The 22,522-nt window shown below is 36.7% G+C and carries 17 protein-coding genes; all 17 read right to left on the bottom strand.

Features of this window, described 5'->3' with window-relative positions; genetic code table 11:
* Positions 1-391: 391 nt before the first annotated feature.
* Positions 392-976: a hypothetical protein gene (locus ABI657_RS11115; protein ID WP_348097329.1), complete on the bottom strand. Its 585-nt coding sequence runs from the start codon at positions 974-976 to the stop codon at positions 392-394.
* An 88-nt stretch (positions 977-1,064) separates the two neighbouring features.
* Positions 1,065-1,187 (bottom strand): hypothetical protein, encoded by a 123-nt coding sequence (locus ABI657_RS11110; protein WP_348097328.1) that lies wholly within the window; start codon positions 1,185-1,187, stop codon positions 1,065-1,067.
* 8 nt (positions 1,188-1,195) lie between these two features.
* The gene (locus tag ABI657_RS11105; protein WP_348097327.1) at positions 1,196-1,708 is read right to left on the bottom strand and encodes a hypothetical protein; all 513 of its coding nucleotides are present in this window, start codon (positions 1,706-1,708) and stop codon (positions 1,196-1,198) included.
* A 704-nt stretch (positions 1,709-2,412) separates the two neighbouring features.
* Complete coding sequence (locus tag ABI657_RS11100; protein WP_348097326.1) at positions 2,413-2,838, bottom strand: hypothetical protein; 426 nt, start codon at positions 2,836-2,838, stop codon at positions 2,413-2,415.
* Positions 2,839-2,915: 77 nt separating this feature from the next.
* Positions 2,916-3,341: a hypothetical protein gene (locus ABI657_RS11095; protein WP_348097325.1), complete on the bottom strand. Its 426-nt coding sequence runs from the start codon at positions 3,339-3,341 to the stop codon at positions 2,916-2,918.
* 14 nt (positions 3,342-3,355) lie between these two features.
* Entirely contained in the window at positions 3,356-13,168 is a 9,813-nt protein-coding gene (locus ABI657_RS11090) for a SpvB/TcaC N-terminal domain-containing protein (RefSeq protein ID WP_348097324.1), read from the bottom strand.
* 43 nt (positions 13,169-13,211) lie between these two features.
* Positions 13,212-15,182, bottom strand: coding sequence for a T9SS type A sorting domain-containing protein (locus ABI657_RS11085; RefSeq protein ID WP_348097323.1), 1,971 nt, complete (start codon positions 15,180-15,182; stop codon positions 13,212-13,214).
* Between the two features lie 11 nt (positions 15,183-15,193).
* Positions 15,194-15,925, bottom strand: a complete 732-nt coding sequence (locus tag ABI657_RS11080) for an outer membrane beta-barrel protein (protein ID WP_348097322.1) — start codon at positions 15,923-15,925, stop codon at positions 15,194-15,196.
* A gap of 14 nt (positions 15,926-15,939) precedes the next feature.
* On the bottom strand, positions 15,940-16,641 hold the full coding sequence (locus tag ABI657_RS11075; protein WP_348097321.1) for an outer membrane beta-barrel protein: 702 nt from the start codon (positions 16,639-16,641) through the stop codon (positions 15,940-15,942).
* Positions 16,642-17,044: 403 nt separating this feature from the next.
* Entirely contained in the window at positions 17,045-17,848 is an 804-nt protein-coding gene (locus tag ABI657_RS11070) for a PRTRC system ThiF family protein (protein ID WP_348097320.1), read from the bottom strand.
* Entirely contained in the window at positions 17,845-18,561 is a 717-nt protein-coding gene (locus ABI657_RS11065; RefSeq protein WP_348097319.1) for a PRTRC system protein B, read from the bottom strand. Before ABI657_RS11065 ends, ABI657_RS11070 begins: the two co-directional genes overlap by 4 nt.
* The gene (locus ABI657_RS11060; RefSeq protein ID WP_348097318.1) at positions 18,558-19,646 is read right to left on the bottom strand and encodes a hypothetical protein; all 1,089 of its coding nucleotides are present in this window, start codon (positions 19,644-19,646) and stop codon (positions 18,558-18,560) included. The genes ABI657_RS11065 and ABI657_RS11060 overlap by 4 nt, the downstream gene beginning before the upstream one ends.
* Before the next feature lie 56 nt (positions 19,647-19,702).
* The gene (locus ABI657_RS11055; protein WP_348097317.1) at positions 19,703-19,921 is read right to left on the bottom strand and encodes a PRTRC system protein C; all 219 of its coding nucleotides are present in this window, start codon (positions 19,919-19,921) and stop codon (positions 19,703-19,705) included.
* Positions 19,915-20,454 carry a prtrc system protein e gene (locus tag ABI657_RS11050; protein ID WP_348097316.1) on the bottom strand — a complete coding sequence of 180 codons (540 nt, stop codon included), beginning with the start codon at positions 20,452-20,454 and terminating at the stop codon, positions 19,915-19,917. Before ABI657_RS11050 ends, ABI657_RS11055 begins: the two co-directional genes overlap by 7 nt.
* A 4-nt stretch (positions 20,455-20,458) precedes the next feature.
* Positions 20,459-20,665 (bottom strand): hypothetical protein, encoded by a 207-nt coding sequence (locus tag ABI657_RS11045; RefSeq protein ID WP_348097315.1) that lies wholly within the window; start codon positions 20,663-20,665, stop codon positions 20,459-20,461.
* Between the two features lie 47 nt (positions 20,666-20,712).
* On the bottom strand, positions 20,713-21,774 hold the full coding sequence (locus ABI657_RS11040; RefSeq protein WP_348097314.1) for a DUF932 domain-containing protein: 1,062 nt from the start codon (positions 21,772-21,774) through the stop codon (positions 20,713-20,715).
* A gap of 30 nt (positions 21,775-21,804) precedes the next feature.
* Positions 21,805-22,191: a single-stranded DNA-binding protein gene (locus ABI657_RS11035; RefSeq protein ID WP_348097313.1), complete on the bottom strand. Its 387-nt coding sequence runs from the start codon at positions 22,189-22,191 to the stop codon at positions 21,805-21,807.
* Positions 22,192-22,522: the final 331 nt, after the last annotated feature.

Raw genomic sequence — 22,522 nt, 5'->3', positions numbered from 1 at the left:
TGTTTATTAAGATTTCATCTCAAAAATTAAAACCTTTTAAGTTTAAGACAATTTACATTAAAAGAGAAACATTAAGTAAATTATCTTAATTCCGTAAACTGTCATTTTTTTTGATATTTTTTTCTTCTTCTGTAAATTCTTTTTCTCTTTTTTTAGAATTCATTTGGTTCAGATATATTTCTCTATTAATTCGGGTAAGCTCTTTTTCTAATTCGATAGTCCTATTATAATTACTAATATAAAACGCTACTAATAATACAAGACCAATTAGAATAGAAATGTATAATATTTGTTTGGAATTGATTTTTTAATTTTTTCCATCTGTGTAGGGTTGTATTAATAAATCCTCTATAAAAATATCTCAGCAACTTTTTCCATTACTTCTTTTTAACTATTTCGAGTTTATAAAAAGATATAAATCATTCATCTCTTTCGTACTTCCCTTCACAGAAGATTTTTTAGTTTTATTATTTTCTCTTAAAGCATCTTTATGCTTTAATAAGCAGAACTGTTCATATCCCTTAGCAGTTTGAATCAAAAAAGTGTCAAGATGACGCTGTATTGCCTTACGTGCTAAAGTTTCAAATAATAATCCCCAAAATCGGGAACGCAATTTAAATAAACATTCAAGTTGTATATGTGTCTTACCCAGCCCCAGATCAGAAAAAGAAAAATGACAATCAACAGACTCTAGTCCGCTGAAACGGATAGCAGTGAAATCATTGATTTGGGTCGAAAATGACAATTCCGGTATAAAAGACACTAATTGATATCTTGCAGTATTGTCACCATCAAAATAAATGATGTAATCAACTGCTCCGGGTTTGGAAAATTTATTTTTAAAAGTAGGAGACAGAAACTTGGGAACAAACCATAGTTCTTGAAAAACCTTCAGCAGATTTAACGTAAAAAAATGCGAAAATACCTCGGGAAGAGGAACCGCAATTCTTGCAAATGAATGTAAATCTTTAATCATTAAATATATTTTTATAAACAAATCATATCATTCTAGGATTTATACAAAAACATATGACCTGATATATTACCCACAAACAATAAAATATTTACTTACATTTTATTTTCTCGAAAATAGTTTTTAATTGATCCAAGACAGATCCCTTTTTAAAATCTTCTTTTGCGATTGCATCAATTAGCTTAGGACAATCTGCAAAAGCTTCTTTTGACATTTTTCTGATTAATGAATCTGTTCTATCGCAAAACCATTTGATGCTGTTGTAGCATAACCAAATACTAATTCTTCACTGTTTTTTTTACCAAAAAAGTAAGCTGTATTCGCAAAAGTAACTACTGTACTTGTGCCGCCTGCATTTGGTCGACAGCCACCTGCCGAGGCAACACCACCGATTTTTACATTTTTATCATAAACAATGTAGAACCACTGTTTTTTCTTAGATCTTGAAAATTTGCCTGTTAAAATGTTAGCTGTTGTGGCATATAATCGTTCTGCAATATATTTTTTGCTTTCGCCATCTCCATATTCTATTTTTTTGATGTTGGAACTTTCAATTTTTTCTTTTTTAGCTTCTTCATCTGTTTTGAAATAGACTTTAGAATCATCACTTTCTACCATTTCAGCAAGTCCTTTTTTTGTTGATCCGTCTTCCATGTGTAAAACAGCTTTAATGAATTTAGCATGTCCGGTTGTAGCGAATAAAAATATAGTTATAAGTAATATTATTTTTTTCATATTTAATTATTTAAAAAAGGATTTAGTTTTATAGAGGTATATCCTCAACTTTAATTGTAAAATACTTATCATCAGATTCTATTAAGGAAACATGAGTCTTGAAATTTCTTTTTGTGATGCTTATTATAGAATCCTGAAAATATTTTATGTTAGTATCAATTCCATAATATTGAAGTAAGATATATCCTCTTCTATTTACTAAACTATCATTATAAAAATTTAAATATCTAGAATATTCTTTTATATAGTCTTCAGATTTTATTTTTTTGCAAGTTCCTGATAATGCAAAATTAAAAATGTATTTTCCATCCTTAAAACGCATTTGATAAGCACCAAAATCTTCTGAAATATGGTTTTCTGTTAATATATAAGGGTCAGGTTTTCCAATTTCTTCATCTTTATTTTTACATGATAAGGAATAAAAAAAGAAATGAAATAATTACTATTTTATATTTCATAATATTTATTCTTTATCATATAAATAACAACCAGATGGATTCTTTGAAAAAAAAACTTTACAGAAGGTTTCTTGTGCGTGCAATATCATTCAAGACTTTTTAAAATATTAGTTAATCTGTATTTTTACAACTAATCGAGATAAGCAGTCTTAAAATAATTACTTTTTTTATATACTGATTTTCTGCAATATTTGATTATTTAAAATGAACTGGTTCCGACTTTTATAAATTACTATGCTGAAACCATTATAGATCTATTTTATTTATTGGTTTTTTATCAATATTTAGATTTCCTTTTACCCTAACATAATAAACTTTGGTTTTGTCTTCTAAATTAATAGCGTGAATAGTGTCTTCAGTGTATCGAATTATTTTCTTTTTAACCCCCATAATAGTTAAAATCGAATCTTTTGATACACTCCACTTACTAATATCTGGATCTTGGATATCCCAAAAATATCTTCGTTTATTTTCTACTTTATCAAAAGAATATTTCTTTAGCTTTCCATTCTTATTCAGACTAAAGGTAAATCCATAATATTGAGCCCTATACCTTGGCCACTCATAATTCCAATATTGAGTGGAATCTTTACAAATTAAATATTCTAATTCTTTTTTTTTATTTGTACAGCTAATCGAGATAAGCAGGCTTAAAATAATTACTTTTTTCATATAGTATTCTTCTTGAATATTTGATTGCTTCAAATGAAAAGGTAGTGACTTTTTATAAAACTTCTATTCTAAGACTATTACAAATCTATTTTAGTTTTTGGTTCTTTAACAATATTAAGATTTCCTTTTACTCTAACATAGAAAACTTTAGTATTATCTTCTAAATTTATAGCATGAATAGTATCTTCCGTATATCTGATTATTTTCTGTTTGTCACCCATAACACTCAAAATAGAATCTTTTGACACACTCCATCGATTAACACTTGGATCAGGAATATCCCAAAATTCCCATCTTTTATTTTTGGTTTTACCATATGAATATTTTTTTAAATTTCCATTCTTATCAAGACTGAACGTAAATCCATAATATTGAGCTCTATACCTTGGCCACTCATAATTCCAATATTGAATGGAATCTTTACAAATTAAATATTCTAATTCTTTTTGCTTATTGGTACAACCAATCGAAATAAGCAGGCTTAAAATAATTACCTTTTTCATATTTATATATTTTATTATTCTTCCGGAAAAGTTAGCGTCTTCAAATGAATAGGATGAGGCCCATCTGGTAATTGAACACTGATACCATTACCATCAAATTTTGATAAAAGCTGAACTCCATTTTTAGCATTAAGCTTATTAAATTTACCAACTTGAGATTTGAAATCCTCAAAACTTATCTCTTCTTTCAAATAAGCATTATACATTCTGTTTGCAAAACCTGTAGCTACAGAATATTTATTATCATCACTTGTGCTGTTAAAATCGGCTGTTTGCGACTGTCCTAAATATACATTTGCATGTCTTACGAAGGTGTAGTTATTACGGTTTGTTTCTCCTTTATGCCCAAAATCAGGATTACCTTCATGGTCAAGCATACTTCCTAAATCCTTGTAATCATCATAAGTTCCTTTGCTTAGTTGCTTAGTATTTGTCCAAATGGTATTTGCTCTGTTAGTGTACGCACCCGTATCTTCTTCATCCATACTTCTAACTCCATAATATCCTGTATAACATCTTAACGAAGCTTCTTTAGCAATTATTCTGGATACAGCATATCTAGTGCCTTTTTTACTATAATCAAGTCCTGACAAATACCTAGGGCCGTGTTTTGTTTGTACAACAATTTTACTGCCTACACCAGTATCTCTTATTAATCTGCCTGATGCACTATAAATTCTATCCATTCCATCGGGATCTACAAAAGCAATAGGATTATTACCACAGTACATATAGGAACTTTCATGTGGATATTTTTCCATTTTTGGATCCGTAGTTAGCCACAAACTTGTCTTCATATCCAAATACCTAGCTCCATAGTAGCTGAGATTCGTTTCTCTATCTAATTCCTTCCCATTAAACAAATATGGCGAGCTAAACGATGAACTATGCTCCTCAAACAAAACTTCCCCAAAAGCTATGTACTCGACATGCTGTGAAATAGAGCCATTCTTAGATGTAATATACGAAGTACTTCCTAAATGATCGGGATGAAAATAAAAAATATCATTCTCGGGCATTCCTATTCCTGTAAAACCTTCTCCGGCTTTTACAGTTTCAGGTTCAACGGGAGGGCCAAATTGTACAGGTGGTCCCGGCACATCACCAGGTTCATTAAAAACAGGATTTCTAGGCCAGCCTTCCGGTGGTTCCTGATTTTCCTCAACAGGTGTAAGTGCTTCTGATGGATATGGATCTCCTGTAAATTCTGGTGTCGCATAAATACCCTGTTGTGTTGGTGGTCCTGGAGGAACTCCTAAACCTCTCACATAATTGTCCAATGCTTTTTGCTGCTCGGCAGTAAGCTTACCGTAATTTACTCCTCCTGCAGTTAATTTTAATGGCTGTGCAAATGATCCATTTCCTAACTTGCTTACAATTCGTCCTGCACCCTCAAAGTAGTGTTTGGTAAATTTTCCTTTGCTTATTACAAAATAAGGACTTATATACCCTGTATAATCATCAGTGTGTACAATCGTTGCAGCCGTTTCTCCATTGATAGCAACATTCTGAGAATCACCAGAACTTTTAATTACTCGTTCTCCTGCTGCATCATATGTAAATTGATGAATCCTGCCGTTATCATTGATACCCATTAAACGGTTTTCTTCGTCCCATGTCATTTTTCTGAAACTCTTTTCTTCAGTATAACTTGTTGGGTTTCCGTTTCCGTCGTATACGTATTCTCTTGGTTCGGTTTTTCCTGCCTCAGCAATCTTGTTTGGTGCGTTAGGATGTAATTCGTTATCGTAATTATAATCCAATACATAACCTTTCTGCTCATTGTTTACTGTATGAACCAATTTTTTGCTTGTAATATTATGCATTTTGTTATAGCCCATAGTGAGTTCATAACTTGCTTTAGTAAACTCGCCCTGATAAGTTGCTTTTGCCGATTTTAACCTGTAAAAATCATCGTATTCGTATTCATGCGAAGCAGTTCCGCCTAAAGTATTGTTAACAATTGGTGCAGTGTTTTTGATGTTTAGTACATTACCGGCCAAATCATAACCATAGGCATTATTCATGACTTGTCTTGAACCGCTTTTTACCTGCAGTTGTTGCAACCTGCGCATTACATCATCGTAAGTATAATTGGTTTCGGTATCGTTTCCGTATTTCAAATACTTACGCTGCTCAAATTCATCGTATGATAATTGTTTGATATAATCATAAGTATGGCTTTCTTTTTTGCCCTGCATGCTTTGCAGGTTTCCGGCGCGGTTATAGGTATAATCTACTACTTCACCATCAGGATACGTCATTTTCTGAATACGGTTCCAGGTATCGTATTCGAATTCCGAAATATACGTCTGAATATCTGTAGGAGTAATGCGAAGGGTACGGATTTCTTTTTCAATCTCGCCTAATTTACCATAGAAAAATTCCTGTCCACCGCTGGCATCCTGCACAAACCACAATCTGCCCCGGCGCGATGCTGTTCCATCGGACTTACCATAATTGTACTGTATATTATTTTGTGGATTCTTCGGGTACTTTATGCTTTCTAATCGGTTATAATCGTATTCGTATTGTATCGCACCATCGTTTGGTACTGTATTTTTAATTTCTTGCGTAATTCGACTAGTTAAGTTACCTGCCAAATCATATTGCATGGTTGTTCTTCCTGCATCAGGATGTGTAAACTCAATTCGTCTGCCTAACCAATCGTAACTGCTTTTGGTAATATGGTCCATCGCATCGGTTACTTTTACCATTTCACCCAATGCATTAGTCTCAAACTTTGTCAGCAAATCATTTTGCATACTGGCGATATTCTGACCAGTTGCATCTGTATAGGTCTCACTTGTTTTATTCAGTGCATCGGTTTGTGTAGTATGCAAGGTCTGTATACCATCATAATTTTCTACACTAAAAGTAGTTGTATTAGTGCTTCCGTCAGGTAACGTTACTTTTACGGCACGACCCACTTCATCATATTCTGTTTTAGTTGGGGTTACGGTTGATACTGCTGTGCTAAACTTATTATCGACTGTTGTTGTGGTCGTTGGGTAATAACTGGTTGTTGATCTTCCCAATCCGTCATAAACAATTTTTCCGGACACAATTTGTGCTTCCTTATCGGCAGTCCCTGCCGTGGTAAATAAACTGGCTGTTTTTTTGACTTGCAAGGCTTTTCCTAATCCATCGGTATAGCTAAAAGTCTCAATGTCTTTATCTAATTCAGGATCGTAGTTGCTGGTTTTGGCATACGGCACTTTTGCTTCCGGAAAATATTCGTAAGCAATCGTGTACGCTTTGCCTGATGCGATTTCATAAGGTGCTTTAATCGTTGCCGGGCGTCCTTTAGCATCCAAAGTATAAATAGTACTTTGATCGTTACGATCTGTCGTTTTTAATGGCGCACCAAAACGATAATCGTATTCCATTTTATTCTGGTACCCAAATGCATCTTTTATCTCAGTCAGGAACTGATGATTGTCTGCATCATAAACATACTCCAAAGTCATACGCTGTTTTTTATAATTCTCTGGTCCTGTTATTTTTTGCAGGTTTCCGTAAGTATCATAAGCAATATCGGTAACCGCAATTTTATCGGTAGCAATGTAATTTTTAATCTTCGTAACTTCGGCTGTCTTAGTGTTGATTGTTGTAGCCCTTTTGCGACGAAGTCCTTCAGATGTAGACACTTCTAATTGTTCCGGAATCCCACCGTAATAAGGCGTTGTACTTTCATGGTAACTTATTTTTGCGGTTACTTTGTCGTCGGCAGTTCCATTACCTGCGTCGATGTACTGTATAATGTTTCCGTTGGCGTCATATTTGTTATAGGTATCGGTTTCCAGATAATCACTACCGCCTTCGTACACTTTTTGATTGGTATGAATTAGTCCTATAAAAATACGTTTGGCATCACACGATGGTAAATTCAGGTCTGATACCGGAACACTTGCCTGAGTTGCCACATCAACAAAACTATATTCGTTTTCAGACTCCTGACGCATTTTGTTGTTTTTGTCCAGTATATAACTATATTTCAACAGATTTTTTCGGAAATAATCCTGATTATAAAACTCCTGCACCCTTGTTGAGAAAACCGAATCATCTGCAGCATCAATTTGTTCCTGTATTACTTTCCCAAAACCGTAAAATTCTCTCTCGCGACGATCATGATATCCGTCCTCATATTTAAATTTCGCAATCAAATGATCGATCCCATCACCACTATGTCCATCAAAAACATCAACAGACTGTAAAACCCATTTAGCTGAAGGATTTTCGTAACTTGGTTTCAATAACTCGTAATCGACCACGTAACTATTTCCTGCAGCATTGCTAACGCTTTTTAGTTTGTTGGTTCTTTTGATATTGGAGAGACGTACTTTCAAATTATCCTCATCAGTAGATATAACATAATCGGTATTTCCATCTCCGTCAATATCCATAAAACTCGCTTCGGAACGCGAAGTACTCCATCCTTTACTGGCTCCTAATGATGGTGTAAGACGCAACAGCCAAATAGGAATATCATAAGAGTAACCGGCATTAAAACCATAACTCACACTTTTATTCTCGTTCATTTCAGAATAAGTTGGATAAGCAATTGACGTATCAAAAGAGCTTCCTAAGTTTAAGGATACCATCATTTTATCGGATACATACTCAATTTTATCCGCAAGTCCATCACCATTAATGTCCATAAAGGACTTATTCCCATTTGCTGTTGAACGGGCATAGTTAGCTCCGGCAGTAATAGAACCTGCATTAAAATTGTACCCCAAACCTACACTCCAGTCGGTAGAAGTTCCTGCATTAAGCGCATTGTCATTCCAATTTTCAGCTGTTAAAAAACCATATCCGGTATTCAGTAATACCGTTCCTGAATCGCTTATTTTATCAGGCAGTCCATCACCGTTAATATCAGAGTGGATCATTGTTGCCTTATCTGTACCTTTACCCTGAGAAGCACTTACGGAAAGCATGTTTTTAGCTTTATCCGCTTCTTTATCTGCAGCAGATTGCGCATTTCTCCTTAACGTTGCTTCTTTTCCTATTACAAGTGCTCCGGAAGCCTGGGCTTGACCGTGGCTGTAACCTCCTCCAAAACTTGGTCCTTCGGCAGTAGTTTCGGCATGACTAAAATTATCTCCCAGATTCATTACTTCAGTCGAAATACTTCCTATGGGTTTGGTTAATTGCACATCACTTCCCCTGATATAATCAGGAAAACCGTCTCCATTAAAATCCCCCATGGTCTGGGTTACATAGGAATCCCCATCGATAGATTTACTATATCCCATATTAGCAGGGCCCGCACTTAATCCTGCTGCAATACTTTTACTTTTGTTCTCGCTTACCAAATCCAGTGCCGAAGTGCTTCCGCCTTGCAATGTTGGCAATGAAAAATCGGTGTAATCCGCAATATCATCTTCTCCTAATCTCGAAGTTCCTATTGTTGCTCCTTGTATGTAAATTGATTCTTCCAGACCTTCCCATTTTGTTTTGGTATACGTTGGGTTTAAAGACACAAAATAGCTGTCAGCGACTTCATATCCTTTTCCATCATAATTTTCCGGATCAGTGTTGTTTACATCCGGCTCTGTATTATAGGCGTCAGATTGTTTTAGTTTTGTCTGGTCTATGGTATTTGAAGCTAAATTTCCGTTTACCACAAATCCTCCCCAATTGCGCTGATACAATCCTAAAGTTCTTTCGTCAGGATTTAAAAGACTGTAAATGGCAAAATCATCTGTAACAGTATTCCAAATTACATCATCTGTAAGATCTGCTACATCTTTTAAATCCGTCACCTGAACCTGAATATTCAGGGCGTTCAATTTTGGATAATTTCTAAGGATATTTACAGATTCCGGGTTAGAAACCGTAATTTCCAACTGAATTGGAGTGCCCAAAACCGCATCGGGATAAATAACCGAATTATCAAAAGCGTTTATTACTTCTATCAATGTTCCCGTTGTAAGCTTGTATCTTTTGCGTGCTAAGAGTACATTATTTTGTTTGGCAGAAATAATGACATCTCCATTATATTTATTGACTGCTCCCGGAGGGAAAGGTGCTGCCAGCAGCAAGTCCTGTGGCAATATGCTTAGTTTTACTTTTCCGTTTACTGTAGAAGTAACGCCCGGTATGTTGTAATTTCCTTCTCTTTTATTATACAGCAAATGAGAAACCTGCATGGGAACTTCTTCCAGGGCTGCACCCGGATAAGCCGGTATGGTAACCGTTGGAGCAAAGGAAATGGTTTGCCAATTGATATTGGTCTGGGTTTCCAGTGCCATAGTCACTTGTGTATCTGCTTCGAAAGCCGGCAGATTTACGGAAGTTAAATCAAAGGAAGCAACTTCATTCGCTAAAAAAGTCTTTTCAAATAAAATGACAGGCGGATTTGTCTGTCCAATATATGTTTTGGTGATAACTAATGTAATATGGTCAGAAGTAACGGGTTTATTCAATATTCCATTAAAGAGCACGTTTCCTACTACCGGAATTACTTTTGTCGTGTTGTTGCTGCTAAAAAAATCTGTACTTGCCGTATAGGTTGCCAACGAGTATAAATTGGCATCTTGCAAAGTGGCAGGAACTGTAAAATCGCTTGTAACTAAATTATTAGTAATCCCCCTGTCATATTGTTTTACCTTTGAATAGGTAATAACAGGATCCCAAATCACGGTATCAAAATTTCCGTCTTTTGCAGCACTCACCCTAAAATACAGACGTTCTCCTTTTTCAACAGAAACCCCCGCATTTTGTTTGGATTTGATACCGTAGTCTGTTGCACCGATGGCTTCGTCCCAAAGCAATTGGTTTCCTTTTTGGAAATACAAATGAACACCATCAGCTTTATCGTCACCTGCATTAGTAACATATTCGGCGCGGGCTTTTATTCTTTCCGGTGTTGATTCCTGAACTAATTGATACTGATGCGAAATAGAGACAGTTCCTTTTGCAGGGGCCTCCCACATACGCACGACATCATGCAGTGGATTTTGCTTTTCTATTTCTGCAATTGAAAGGGTGGTAGTTCCTGAAATCGTAACATCTCCGCCTCCAGCAACCGGTGATGGCGTTCCTGAACTGCTGTTTTTGAAAGTTGGAACTCCGTTTACCAATCTATTGTAGTATACTTGTCCGTTACGCACATAATCGATTAGTCCGTCTCCATTAAAATCCATAAAATAGATTTTTGTCTTGCTGGTAGAACGCTGCTGATCGTAACCAATATTTCCAAATTTAAGATTTAAATCTACACCCCAGTTAAACGAGGTTGATTTAGAATATCCAATATCGCTGATATTGATTTCCTGCGTTTCCCCAAACGAATTCTGACCTGTAGCGGATAAATTTTTTCGATAAAAAACACCATTCTTATTTTTAAATACTTTGTCAGGCAATCCGTCTCCATCAAGATCTTCCAGTAATACAGCTGTATCTGAGGTTCCCCAGCCATTTCCACCATGTCCTCCAACGGTAAATGGTTTTAAATTACCGGATTGTCCGACAAATCCAACGCCAATACGGTAATTTATCCCAATATTTGATCCTTCGGAACTGCTTACCAATGAATGATGTCCTGAAAATAAAATGTCATTATAAGAAGGGATGGCGGTATTGACTAAATTATCTCCTGGCACAGTCCAAATCTGTTCTGGCCCATACGGATTATATTTCCCTGCAGCATCACGTACATCATCAAAATAATCCAATGTATTGGTATAAAACAATTTTGATTCGGAGTCATATTCTGAAACAGACTTCAATAAGGTTTTCTTGAAAGCTCCAAGTTTATAATTCAGTTCATAACTGCGGATCATATCATCTTTGTAGCGTACCTCAATTTTTCGCAGTAATTGATTGTTCAGCTGTTTGAAACCCAATCGGGCGTCAACCTGAACATCCGGGCGGTCTGCTTCTCCCAAATCGGAGTTTTTTACGAAAGTGATACTGTAATTTCCTTTTTCAGAACCAAAACCGGTATAGTATACTTTTTTGAGATAGAGTTCCCCGTCTTTTTTATCGTATTCATATTCAACGGTATTACCTTTTAAATCGACCTGAAGGCAAAGTGCCCAATGCCCAATATTTCCTGAGGCATCTTTCAAAATTCCATCTGTAGAAAGCCCTGCTGTTGTGCCCCCGTAGTAACTGGCAACACCACTTTTATCTTTTACAACCCAATAATAGTTTTTAGGAGAAGATCCCTGTCTGATAATCTGCTGAAAAGCACCTTCACGTCTTGGATAAAACTGTTTGTCTGTAGTTCTGTCGATCCAATCTGCTCTGTGTGAATTAGGTATTAGTTGCTCTCCGGCAATGGTGTATGATTCGGTTTCCTTGGCTGCATCATATCTTGGTGCTCCCCAACGGGTTTCGATGCTCACTGCAGGTGCCGAAATATCCCAGCCCATACCTGCCCAGCTATGCCCGCCGTCACTGTCATATTGCAGGTTAAGCGATGGCTGCATGCCGCCTCTTCCTGCGGGAATTACGATAGAAAATCCGGTGCTTGCCGTTCCTCTTCCGTTGGCTGAAGGAGGTGCGATCGATTGGATTCCCACCAGCGGACTAGCCGCTTTTAAATCGTTAATGCTTGTTGGCGTATATCCTGAGGTTTCAGGAGATTCAGGCATTTTGATAATACCGGCAATAAAATCGGTAAAATGCGTGGTTTTTGCCTTAATGATACCTTGTTTGATATCAAGTGAATCTTTGGTTACTTCCTGCCAAAGACGTTTGTTTTCATCAAAGTAAAATACATTGATGTCTTTTTCAGTATAGCCTTCCGGGATTGTTTTTTTGTCGTATGGTAATGACAAGGTTACGGCTTTATCGAAAATAGTTCCATGTGGCAATAATCTGAAACCGGCATTGGTTCCCGTAACATTCACCATTGCCGAATTTAACGGCGCGATGTCTATTTTACGTAAACCGCTAATCGATACCGTTACGTTATTTTTTAAAGAACCAACTGGGAAAACAGCTGAGAATTCTTTATAAGCCAACCTGTTTTCGGTCTGAAAATTAATAGTTTTGAAGATGCGTTCTTTTGCATTTTCTATCGGTCTGAAGCTGTCTACTTTTGAAAAATGTTTTAATTCTAATTTTTCATTAGTGATAAGTCCGGTCGCAGTTTCTTTGGTAACAACAATGGAATTTTCGGCGGCTGCAGCATCCAAAATTAATTCAAATTCAGGCTGGTTGATATCAATTGCAATGCCGCCGATACTCATCTTTTTTATTTGAGATGGAAAATTGGTTCCTTTGATATACAGTTTGTTTCCTGATTTCAATAATGTAAAATCAGTTGAAGCAAGGGCTGATTTATAAACGATTCGAACATTTTTGATTCGATAGGAATTTGAAACACCTTCAGGAGCAGTAAATAACAATACATTATCTCCAGCTCGCAAAGATTTTTCCGAAAGCAGTTCCGATTGTTTGGTCCAGTTTTTATTTTGGGATAAAAATTGTCCCCCAATACTGGGCTGGTTGTTTAAACTTCTTGAAATCGAAGCCGCCTGATCGTATCCGTATAATTCATATTCCAGATAAGCACTTTCTTCAGTTGATGGCAAAACATCAACTTTCAGATGAAAAACATTATCATAAGCATCATCAATATCCTCTGTGCTTGCAACACCAATAATTCCCTCGGGAATATCAGCACTAAATAATTTTGTGCTTTTGGTTTCGTTTTTAGTAATAGCAATCGAATCTGTTTTTGAAACAGCCAATTCTTTTTCGGAAACCGTTTCTGTAAATAGAGAAGCTATTTTATACGGTCCAAAATTTGCGGCGAACAAAAATGTTCCCATTAAAAACACCAGTAATATAATTTTATCTTTCATAAAGAAGGTTAATCGATTAAGGGGAAATCGTCTTATTTTTAAATTATTTCACAATAACTTTAAAAGTTTTTGTGCCAAAATCTGAGCTTACCGTTACCAGATACATCCCGGAAGAAGCAGCAATCACCTCATCATATAGGTAAGTTTCAATTTGGGTCAGCTGATGCTGTTTTATAAGAGCGCCTGTTGGAGAGTAAATACTAATATTTGCATTTGTCTTGTGTGGATATTGCATTGCCACTGAAAAATGACCATCAGGTGTTGGGTTTGGATATAAAATAATAACACTTGAATCTGTAATTTCTTTTCCATCAGAAGCAACTGCAATTTTAGTAGCAGTTTTACATTCCTGACCGTTTAGCAATCGAAGCTCATAAGTACCAGCCTGATCGATCATTATTTTAGGATTGTCATCTATAAAATCACCTTCATAAAACCATTGGTATTCATAATTTCCCGCCGGCAGATCTTTACTTGCATCCAGTACCAAGGCATTTCCGTTGGTTAATAGATAATCAGATTTTAAATTAGGAAACGTTCCTTCCTTATCAGCTACAAAAACGGTTTCTGCATATAAATTTCCTCTTTTATCCCGCACTATATACTCGTACGTTCCTGATGAAAGCTGTACACCCGAATCACTTTTTGCAGCCTGGTTCCATTGTTTGACAACGACATCGCTTCCTTCTTTTTTAACAGTAACGGTAAACGGGGCTTCACCGCCTTCAATGGTATAATTTAACTTGCCTGATCCTGCAACGCCACAAGTAGCCTCGGTGATCCACACCCTGCTAAACATTTCGGGTGCTACTTTAATGGTAAATTTTGTTTTTCCCGTTTTTTGCTTGTCCCAATTGAAATCTGCAAGTTTTAATTTTTCAGCAGCAGAAGTACTTCCCAAACGGACATATTCTGAATCTTTTTCATCATAAGTTCCTTTGCCCGAATAGTCCACCAATAACCAGTAAAAAGTATCTTTTGGCAAAGTTCCTTTGATAAAATCCGGATTAAAAGACCAGTCAAGGCTTAAGTCTGCAGGATTTGTAAAGTCCAATTGCCATTCTCTTGAAATACCAATTGGTTCTCCCTGTTCCTGTTTTTTTACCAGAAGATTTTTTCCGTTGTCACTCCAAAAAGTGAAGTAATTGTTGGGTATTGTATTGGATTTGCTTTTGAGTTCTATCGTAAGCAATCCCTCTTCGATCATATTACTGCTTTTGGGCTGTAACAATCCGCTGGCATCATCTCTTCCTACTCCTGTAATTGAGGAGGCAAAACCTTTGTGCTTGTCAATATCCCAAATGATTTCTCCCTGACTGTTGAGATAATTCTTAAAATCATATTGCGAAAGGGAAATGCCATATTTGATTCCAAGATAACTGGCTACTTTTTGGGTTTCTTTACCGGATAATACCCTGTTGTACACCAGAATTTCGCTAATGTTCCCTTTAAATTCTTCCGGCGGAAGTTTTTCAAATTTAGATTTTTGACCTATCGTTAATGAAGATAACTTTGCAACACTATCCGTTACATTCTGCTGAAAAAAATGAATATTGGCTTTGTGAGGTTTAATTTTTTCCTGATAGGATTGATAGGAGTATCTTTTTAAATCAACTAGACGTTTATTGGTAGCCACCGAAAGTGTTTTTTGCGGATCATTGATTGTCCATAAAAATTGCTCCTTCAGGCTGTCTTTTACTTTATAAACCAAAAATAAAGTCTGGCGTCTTTTGCTTTCTGATCCTAAAGGTAAAATCAAAGAATCCTGAGCGGTGTCAAAAACAATACTTGGATTGAAATTAAAAGTGGCTCCGGCTTGCCTTTTGCCTGATATTTTTCCTTCTTTGTTTGTTAAGCTTTCCCAATAATAGGCATCACCATTATTTCTGGATGTAATCCAAAAATAAGGATCCTGCACTGCTCCGGGAATTATTTTTTGCTGTGCCAAAATAGGCAAAGGTGTCAATGCTAAAAGTGTCAATAAAAAAAAGTACTTCGTGTAAAGTTTTTTCATTCCATCAGGATTTAAAAATTAGCAAGGTCATCAAAGTTGAATGAGTACCCAATAATCAATGAAATACTATTGACTTTGTTTTTGTTTTCACTGTAACGATGCCCGTTTTCTTCTGTAGCCAAAGCATCAGTAATGCCTAATGTATAACGTGCTCCAATGGATAAGTTTGAGCTGAATTCATATCCTGCAGAGAACATTCCATAAAAATAATTCTTCCCTGTCAACGACTCTTTAAGTACTTTTTGCACATTGGTATCAGGCTCAAAATAAGTGTCTGAATCAGCAAATACTTCCTGGGCATTAGAGGAATATTTTATATTATCACTATTTATATTGAAACCCACGTAAGGACCTACACCTATATAAAATCCTTCAACAGGATAATATTTGAATTGTGCCCCAACATTCAGGTAACTATAACCGAAAGTCATTTTGTATTTTAATCCTTTAACATCTTCGTAATTCAAATCAGTTCCCTGGCCTGAATACGAAAGTTCTGTTTGAATACTGACTTTTGCGTATGGATATTTCCAATTAATCATAATACCAGCAGTTGCTCCAAACTTGCCTTCCTCTTTTAAGGTATAGCCTTCGTAAACACCTTTTGGGACTATCACATCAGGAAGATTAGACATTGTCGAATAAATTCCACCGCCAAAAAGACCATAGGTTATCTCTCTATCGCCTTGGGCAAAAAGCGATTTTGTGCCCACTAATACTAGGAGCAAAATAATTTTTTTCATGTTTTTTATTGAAATTACCATTGATGAAAACTATAGCCTAAAGAAAAACTAACAACCCCGCTTTTGTTTTGATTTTCGATAAACTGAAAAGAAGATGCATTACTTTTTACCACATCTTTTACCCCTAAATAATAGCGTAAATCAAAGTGGATACTTTGGTGCAATTCGTAACCCAAATCAAAGCACAAGGAGAAATCGTCTGCGCCATCCAGTCCATCCTGATAGAATTGTCTGGTAGCGACATCGTACATTCCGCCAGCTTCGTTGGATTTATAAGTAATATTGTCGGGAGATAAACTGATGCCGTAGAAAGCACCAAAGCCTAAATTTAATCCTTCGTATGGGTATACTTTGTATAAGGCTCCAATTTCAAGATAAGAGTAATTTAATCCCAGCTCAAATTCCTTGCCTGTAGTATCGCGATAATTGACAGTCTGGGCAGACTGCCTGAATAAAATCTCGGGCTGAATTGCAACACGGGTATCATAAAGTTTGCAGTTCAGGAAAAAACCGCCTTCTATACCGTATCCACCTTTGGTCTCCATAACACTATTATCAAAAGTGTTATCCCTGCCTTTAATACTTTCAGGCAAATTATTGATTGTAGAATAGATTCCTCCAAGTTTCAATCCGTAGGTGATATTGGTCTCATTTTGTGCATAGACAGCAACATTAAAACAACAACAAAATATTAATAAGTGTAATAGTACTTTCATTCACAAAATTTTTGCGAATATAGGTATTAATGTCCTAAAAAAAGAAGGCAATCATCGATAAAACAGGCAATTAATCTGTTTAAAGGTAATTTTTTAGGTTAAATAATAAAAAGGCTAATAAAATTGTGAAATTGTTTTTTTTTAGGTTTAATAGCTATAATACTGTAAGCTATTACTTAAAAAAAGCAAAAAAGTTTAATCTTCTTACATTAAAATAATAGGAAATACTAAGATAATTTTACTTTATGATTCGAAAGTGCCTGAAAAATCAAAATACAAAACACAAACATCGTTAGCTATATTGCGATTACTTAATGAGCAATGTATCTAACGATGTTGTTCCGTTTTAAAGCGCCCCGCAATTGCCCGACCAAAGGAGGATCAATTGTGGGGCGGTGGGGCATCAGCCTACCGCTATAGGTTCTAACCTGAAAGTGCCAATATTTAAAAAGAATCCCCTTTGGGCTGTCATGCCTTCACGAAACAGCTTCCATAAAAGTGATGCCCCTATATTAGCAAGTGTACTGTTGATAAACAAATCTTGCTTTTCGAGTGCCTCGGCAAGGGAACAGCTCGGCTCATTGTTATCAGTCTGCTCTTCGAGTAATTCCTTAAATTCGACAGTTACCATCGGAAGACTGGGCACAGTTCTGTATAGTTTGGAATCAGGCTGTTGGATTTCGCTGATTGTCGAAAGTATCGCCTGCCCTGTATTTTGAGCGTTGCCGAGGTCAAGCCAATAGAGGGATTTGGTACGCTCAAAATCGCTGTTCCCATTACAATTCAGCAGTAAATCTGCAATATCAAAACGTGCCGATACGGTATCAACACAACTGATGTAAATATTTGCCCTGCCACGGTTGGGCAGGGATTTCAGATTAGCCGTTGAAAATTGCTCTGTTACGGCTTTCCAATTCGTTCCGAAAAAGCGATTCGTACGATTTATAAGTGCTACTGCTTTAGGCAGTCCAACCTCAGCATCTGCAAAAAGCTGTCGTCCCTGATTGGCATTAGTGACTACATCATCATCAAACAGATTAACCTGCAGTCCAGCATGTTCCAAGGCTATAAGGCTGTGATTCATTCTTGCGAGTTCGGTGAGCATCCTGCTTCCTGTTCCTCCTGCGCCAATGAGGTTTACCGTTATTGGATTGGTTGGATTTATTAGATAATTGTGCGCATAATGCATTGCTTTTTGTGTGTTCATGATATTATATTTTTAATTGTTAAACCATTTTTGAGTAAGGATTTTATGGGAAACGATTTTCCGCTACCCACAAGTTTCTGCCAAAGCTGAATAATGTTTCCTTTTACAGGACTTTTATTTCCAATCAGATGACTGAAATAGCTGTTAAAAAAATACTGTTCCCAAAGCGAAATGAATTCTTCCAAATGGCAGTCTGACTTTATAGTAACTGATACAGTCCCCATGCAGACCCTGCCATCTGCATATAAATTAAAAAACGGTGCATGATAAAGGGGTGTCTGTTCGTTTATTTGCATTTCGGTGTCTATTGCATAAATGTACAGCGTGTTTTTAGAGGCTTTCCATAACAAGGGCGGTACAAATGCTTTGTCGTTTTTTATACCCAAACTCTCCACAAAAAATAAACTGACTTTTTGGGCAGGCGTGTACCAAATGGCAGAACCATCATGCTCGGGATTCAAATGCAGTACATTTTTAGGAAGCAGTCCTGATGGCTTTAAGAATTTACGGGTCAGTTCGTCTGATGTATCAAGGGCACTGGCAAGCTGTGTACTTTCTTTAAGGCTTAAAGGATGGGCGTTTATGGGACAGCCATTTTTATCCATATCATAGGCTTCCACATAAATGGATTTTTCAGCAGAATGTTTCTGATAGACTACAAAGGCTTTTACAGGATTGTACAATGTTCCGAATACGGAGGTTATATCTTTCATGGCATATTATTTAAAAGGGTGCATAAATCATTTAGAAGCGGAAACAGCCTGTATTCGAAATCGAGCGTTTTATGGGTTAACTCATTTTGAGAATCATAGATTTGCAGGAGTGTCGGCTCTTCTATTTCGGAGCATTCGTTAAATTCATCATTGATTACCCGTGCAATATTCTCATAGAGCAGACCATCAGTGTCTGCTATAAAGGAAATGTACTGTTCTGCTCTTATAATCCCCTCATCGTTTTCAAATTCCCGATTTGATGTACTTTGAAAAATAGTGCAAGCAGGATATTCGAGCATTAATGCCAATGCCTGCTTGGCAACACTTAGGCAGTCTTTTTCGAAACTGTTATTGAATTTATAACTGCTTATGCGTTTTTCAAAGACATTTAGATGATAGGGATTGTACATTTTACGGTGCATAACATCCCCACAGTAAGATGCCTTATTCAATTCTGAAATCATGCTGTTACCTGCTTCAGACTCTTCATCTTCCAACTCATCAATCATCCATTCTTCCATACATTCATAGTGATAATACAGACAACTGGTGTCTTCCCTGTAATACGGAATCCCTGCAATATGGTATAGATAGGCAAAAACAGACAGCAGTAGTTCTGCGGTTTGTTTTTGTTTCCTGTCCTGCAATAGCTTATATAAAGGCAGTACAGGAATATAGTACAGCGTATTGCATGTGTTATAAACATGCTTGGTTGCTAATTTTACGCTACTATCATCCTGCATAATTGACAATTCAATATCGCGACTCAAACTGTTTAGCTGTTTCTGAATGTTTGCGTGTGCCAATAAGATATTATATGGATAGGATTTACCTGTCGTATTCAAAACCTCAAAACCATACAGCCTTGTCAGGATAGCAAGCGAATTGAAAAAATCCCTTTCGACCTGAGATTGGTCTGGTACTTTTTTACCTTCTTCGAACAAGGGCAGAAAGGAATGTCTTAAAAAACCATCGGCAAAAGGTCGAGCGGAGCGGAACTGTTTGAGTTCTTTTTTACTTCCTGTGCATCGGGCAATCTGTTTGTGTTTTCTACCCATGCTCCTAACTGTTTGTATAGTCTGCATTGCTTTTTGTTTTTTGGCAGTTTGATACTGCCTGTTATCGTTTCTGTTTTCATAGTCTATCCTTTTGTGCCGATTTGTGATATAAATTTGTACTGCACCGCATCGTCATTTATACTTGGTCCTTCGATAGTTGCCGTAGTTAATATGGGATATGTCTGCGCATAAAAGTTCAATACCGCTTCGGGACTGAATGACGGCGATGGGTCAGCGAGTTTAATATCCTGATCTTTATCCCTAAAGATAAAAATGCGTTCTAAGGTGGTGGCTGTTAACATGATTCTTCGTTATTAGGGTCATTGAAAAGGTCTACGGGAAACTTATCGGCAAGTTCTGCTCTTCGGGAATGAATAATATCCTTATACTCGGGGTACAGGTCGGCAGGTGGCACTTTCATCCATGCTTCTTTAAATTTTCCTGCTGATTCAAGTTCCTCTGCTTTTTTCATGGCTGATTCGTACTGTTTCTGCATTTCTGATTTTTCTTTGCCCATTTTCAGAATATTGTATTTTTCCATCTGTAAACTCACTTTTGCCTGTTCCTTTTCTTTGAGGAACTGTTCCATATTAGCAAAAAGCTTTGCCGTATCTTGTACAGGCTCTGCAATTGCTTCAAAAAATCCGTTGTCAATTTCCTCTACTGTTCCTTTTAGTAAAATAGGCGGTACTTTTTTACGTGCATCATCGCCAACAGTATCATTATAAAACAATACTGATACAATGAGTTTGTCCGTATCTTCTTTGGCTATATTTATTTTCCAATTCCCTGCTACCTGCAAGGCTAAAATGGATTTAAAAAAATTAGTTTCCATTGTTTTACTCTTTAGTCTGTTCTACATCTAAACCATTAATTGCTACTAACTTTTCGTACAGGTCTTGCCAATAGGCTTGTCTTTTTTGATCAAACTTTTCAAGGAGTTTGTCTTCATGGGCAAAATTTCTGAAATAGTCCGCCTGTTCAATTGCTTGGGTTAAATTAGTAACCCTTATATTTTTTCCGTTTTTATCCTCTACTTGTATCATAATGTTGGGATTTAAAGGGACAGGCAGGTTATGCCTGTCCCGATTAACTAATTAAGGAGTAATGAATCAGACCCTTTACTTGCAAAATCCAAACAAAGGTTAAAAGCGGATTGGGTACGTATTTGTCCTGTGCCACCCATCAAAAGGGAGGTTAATTTGGCTTCATCGTCCTTGTAATTTCTCATATTTTGAAAGTAGCCTGTTACGCTATTATATGCGCCAAACACAGTTCCTTTGGTGGTGTCCATGAGTTGGGTCGGGTTACTCATGGCATATTCAAAAGCATTATCTACCATATTTGTAAAACAAGTGGAAAGTTCATCTTCCTTGCCATCTTGTATGGTTTTGAGTACCTCCTTATTGGGAACTAGGGCAGACTGTATCAGTTTTTTTACTTCATTGTCCGTGATTCGGATTTTTGTCCAATGGTTAAAAATGGATTCCATCTGTGCCGATAGCATATCGGATATACCCATTACTTTGTGCGCCTGTTCTAAACGCTGTTTGGCATTAGAAGTGTGACGAATACGAACGGTATTGGTCTTATTGTTCATAGCGGCATTCAGGGTATTGTTGCATACGATACGGATAGGCGTGAATGCTGCCGTTATGCTTCCGCTTCCGTCATGGGAAGTGGTCAGAAAAAGATATTTCTCAATCAAATCATCGTTACCAACCCTAATATAATCGGGCAGTTTTGCTGTTATAAAGATGCGTTCCCCTTTTCCGAGTGCCCCTGCGGTTTCGTATAGGATACCGTCACCACCTACGATGCTATCAAAAAAAGAAAAAGCATCCCTATTTTGTACAATTTGGTAATCTTTGCCTACCACACCGAGTACGGCATCATTATCGGTTCGCACCGTACTGTAGTAATTTGGTACTTCTATTTTATTGTGAATGATTTCATTATCCAAAATAATTTCGGCAGAACTGGCTGTAAACAGTCTGCGTTTTTCTACCTCATAATCCAAACCTGCGTGGATAACTGCCTCGGCGCTTGTTGGGTAATCTGTAATAATCTGCCCCAAATTGTGCCATGCTTTTTCCTTAGTACTGAAAAAACTGTGTTTTCCTGTCTGCTCGTTATAATTTATATTGTGTGCCATGGTGTTATCTTTTAAGTGATTACGCTATTATTAAAAAGGGACGTCTGCTGTTTTTTTTGATTTTTTTTCTTTTACCGCTGAATTGGCTTTAGCCGTTTCTGTCTTTTTGGCAAAAACCAAAATTTTAATATTGTTGGTATGAAACGTCAGACTACCCACCGCTACACCTTCGCTGTTATTGTATACACTCATACCAATACGTCCAAAGAGCTGTACTAGTGTTCCTTTTTTTAGCCACTGTACTGTTTTGGCATTTAACCAATAGGAGCAATCGATATAGGTAACTACTTCCTTTACTTCGGTACTCCCCTTAGGTTTGTAATTGTCATTGATGGCAATGCTGAAATTGACCACTTGTTTTTCGCTGTTCACTTTTTGAACTACTGCATCTGCTGTTAATCGTCCTGTGATTTCCATAATTTTAATTTTTAATGATTACTACTGTTTTCTTTCTCTCTAATCCTGCTCCCACAAAAATTGTTTTCAAAAGAAAAAACGGAAAAAAAGAAAGCAAGATGCCAGTGGCTTAAGGATGTGCATGTGCTATAAGTCCCGAAGGGTGGCAAGTGAAGCGCCGCCATTATGCGCACGTGGCATGCTTAAGTCACTATCTTAGCTGCCCTTTTAGTCCGTTTCGAGTGAAAGCTTTAAGTAAAATTTTTGAAGTGTCTTTTTTAATTGAAATACAGATAACGTAAATTCAATAACTTAATGCAACACTTTTAATTTTTTAAATTTGTTGTATATG

Origin of the sequence: Flavobacterium sp. (genome assembly GCF_039930565.1) — a bacterium.
GTDB lineage: Bacteria > Bacteroidota > Bacteroidia > Flavobacteriales > Flavobacteriaceae > Flavobacterium.
This window is presented reverse-complemented; position numbering and strand designations above follow the sequence as displayed.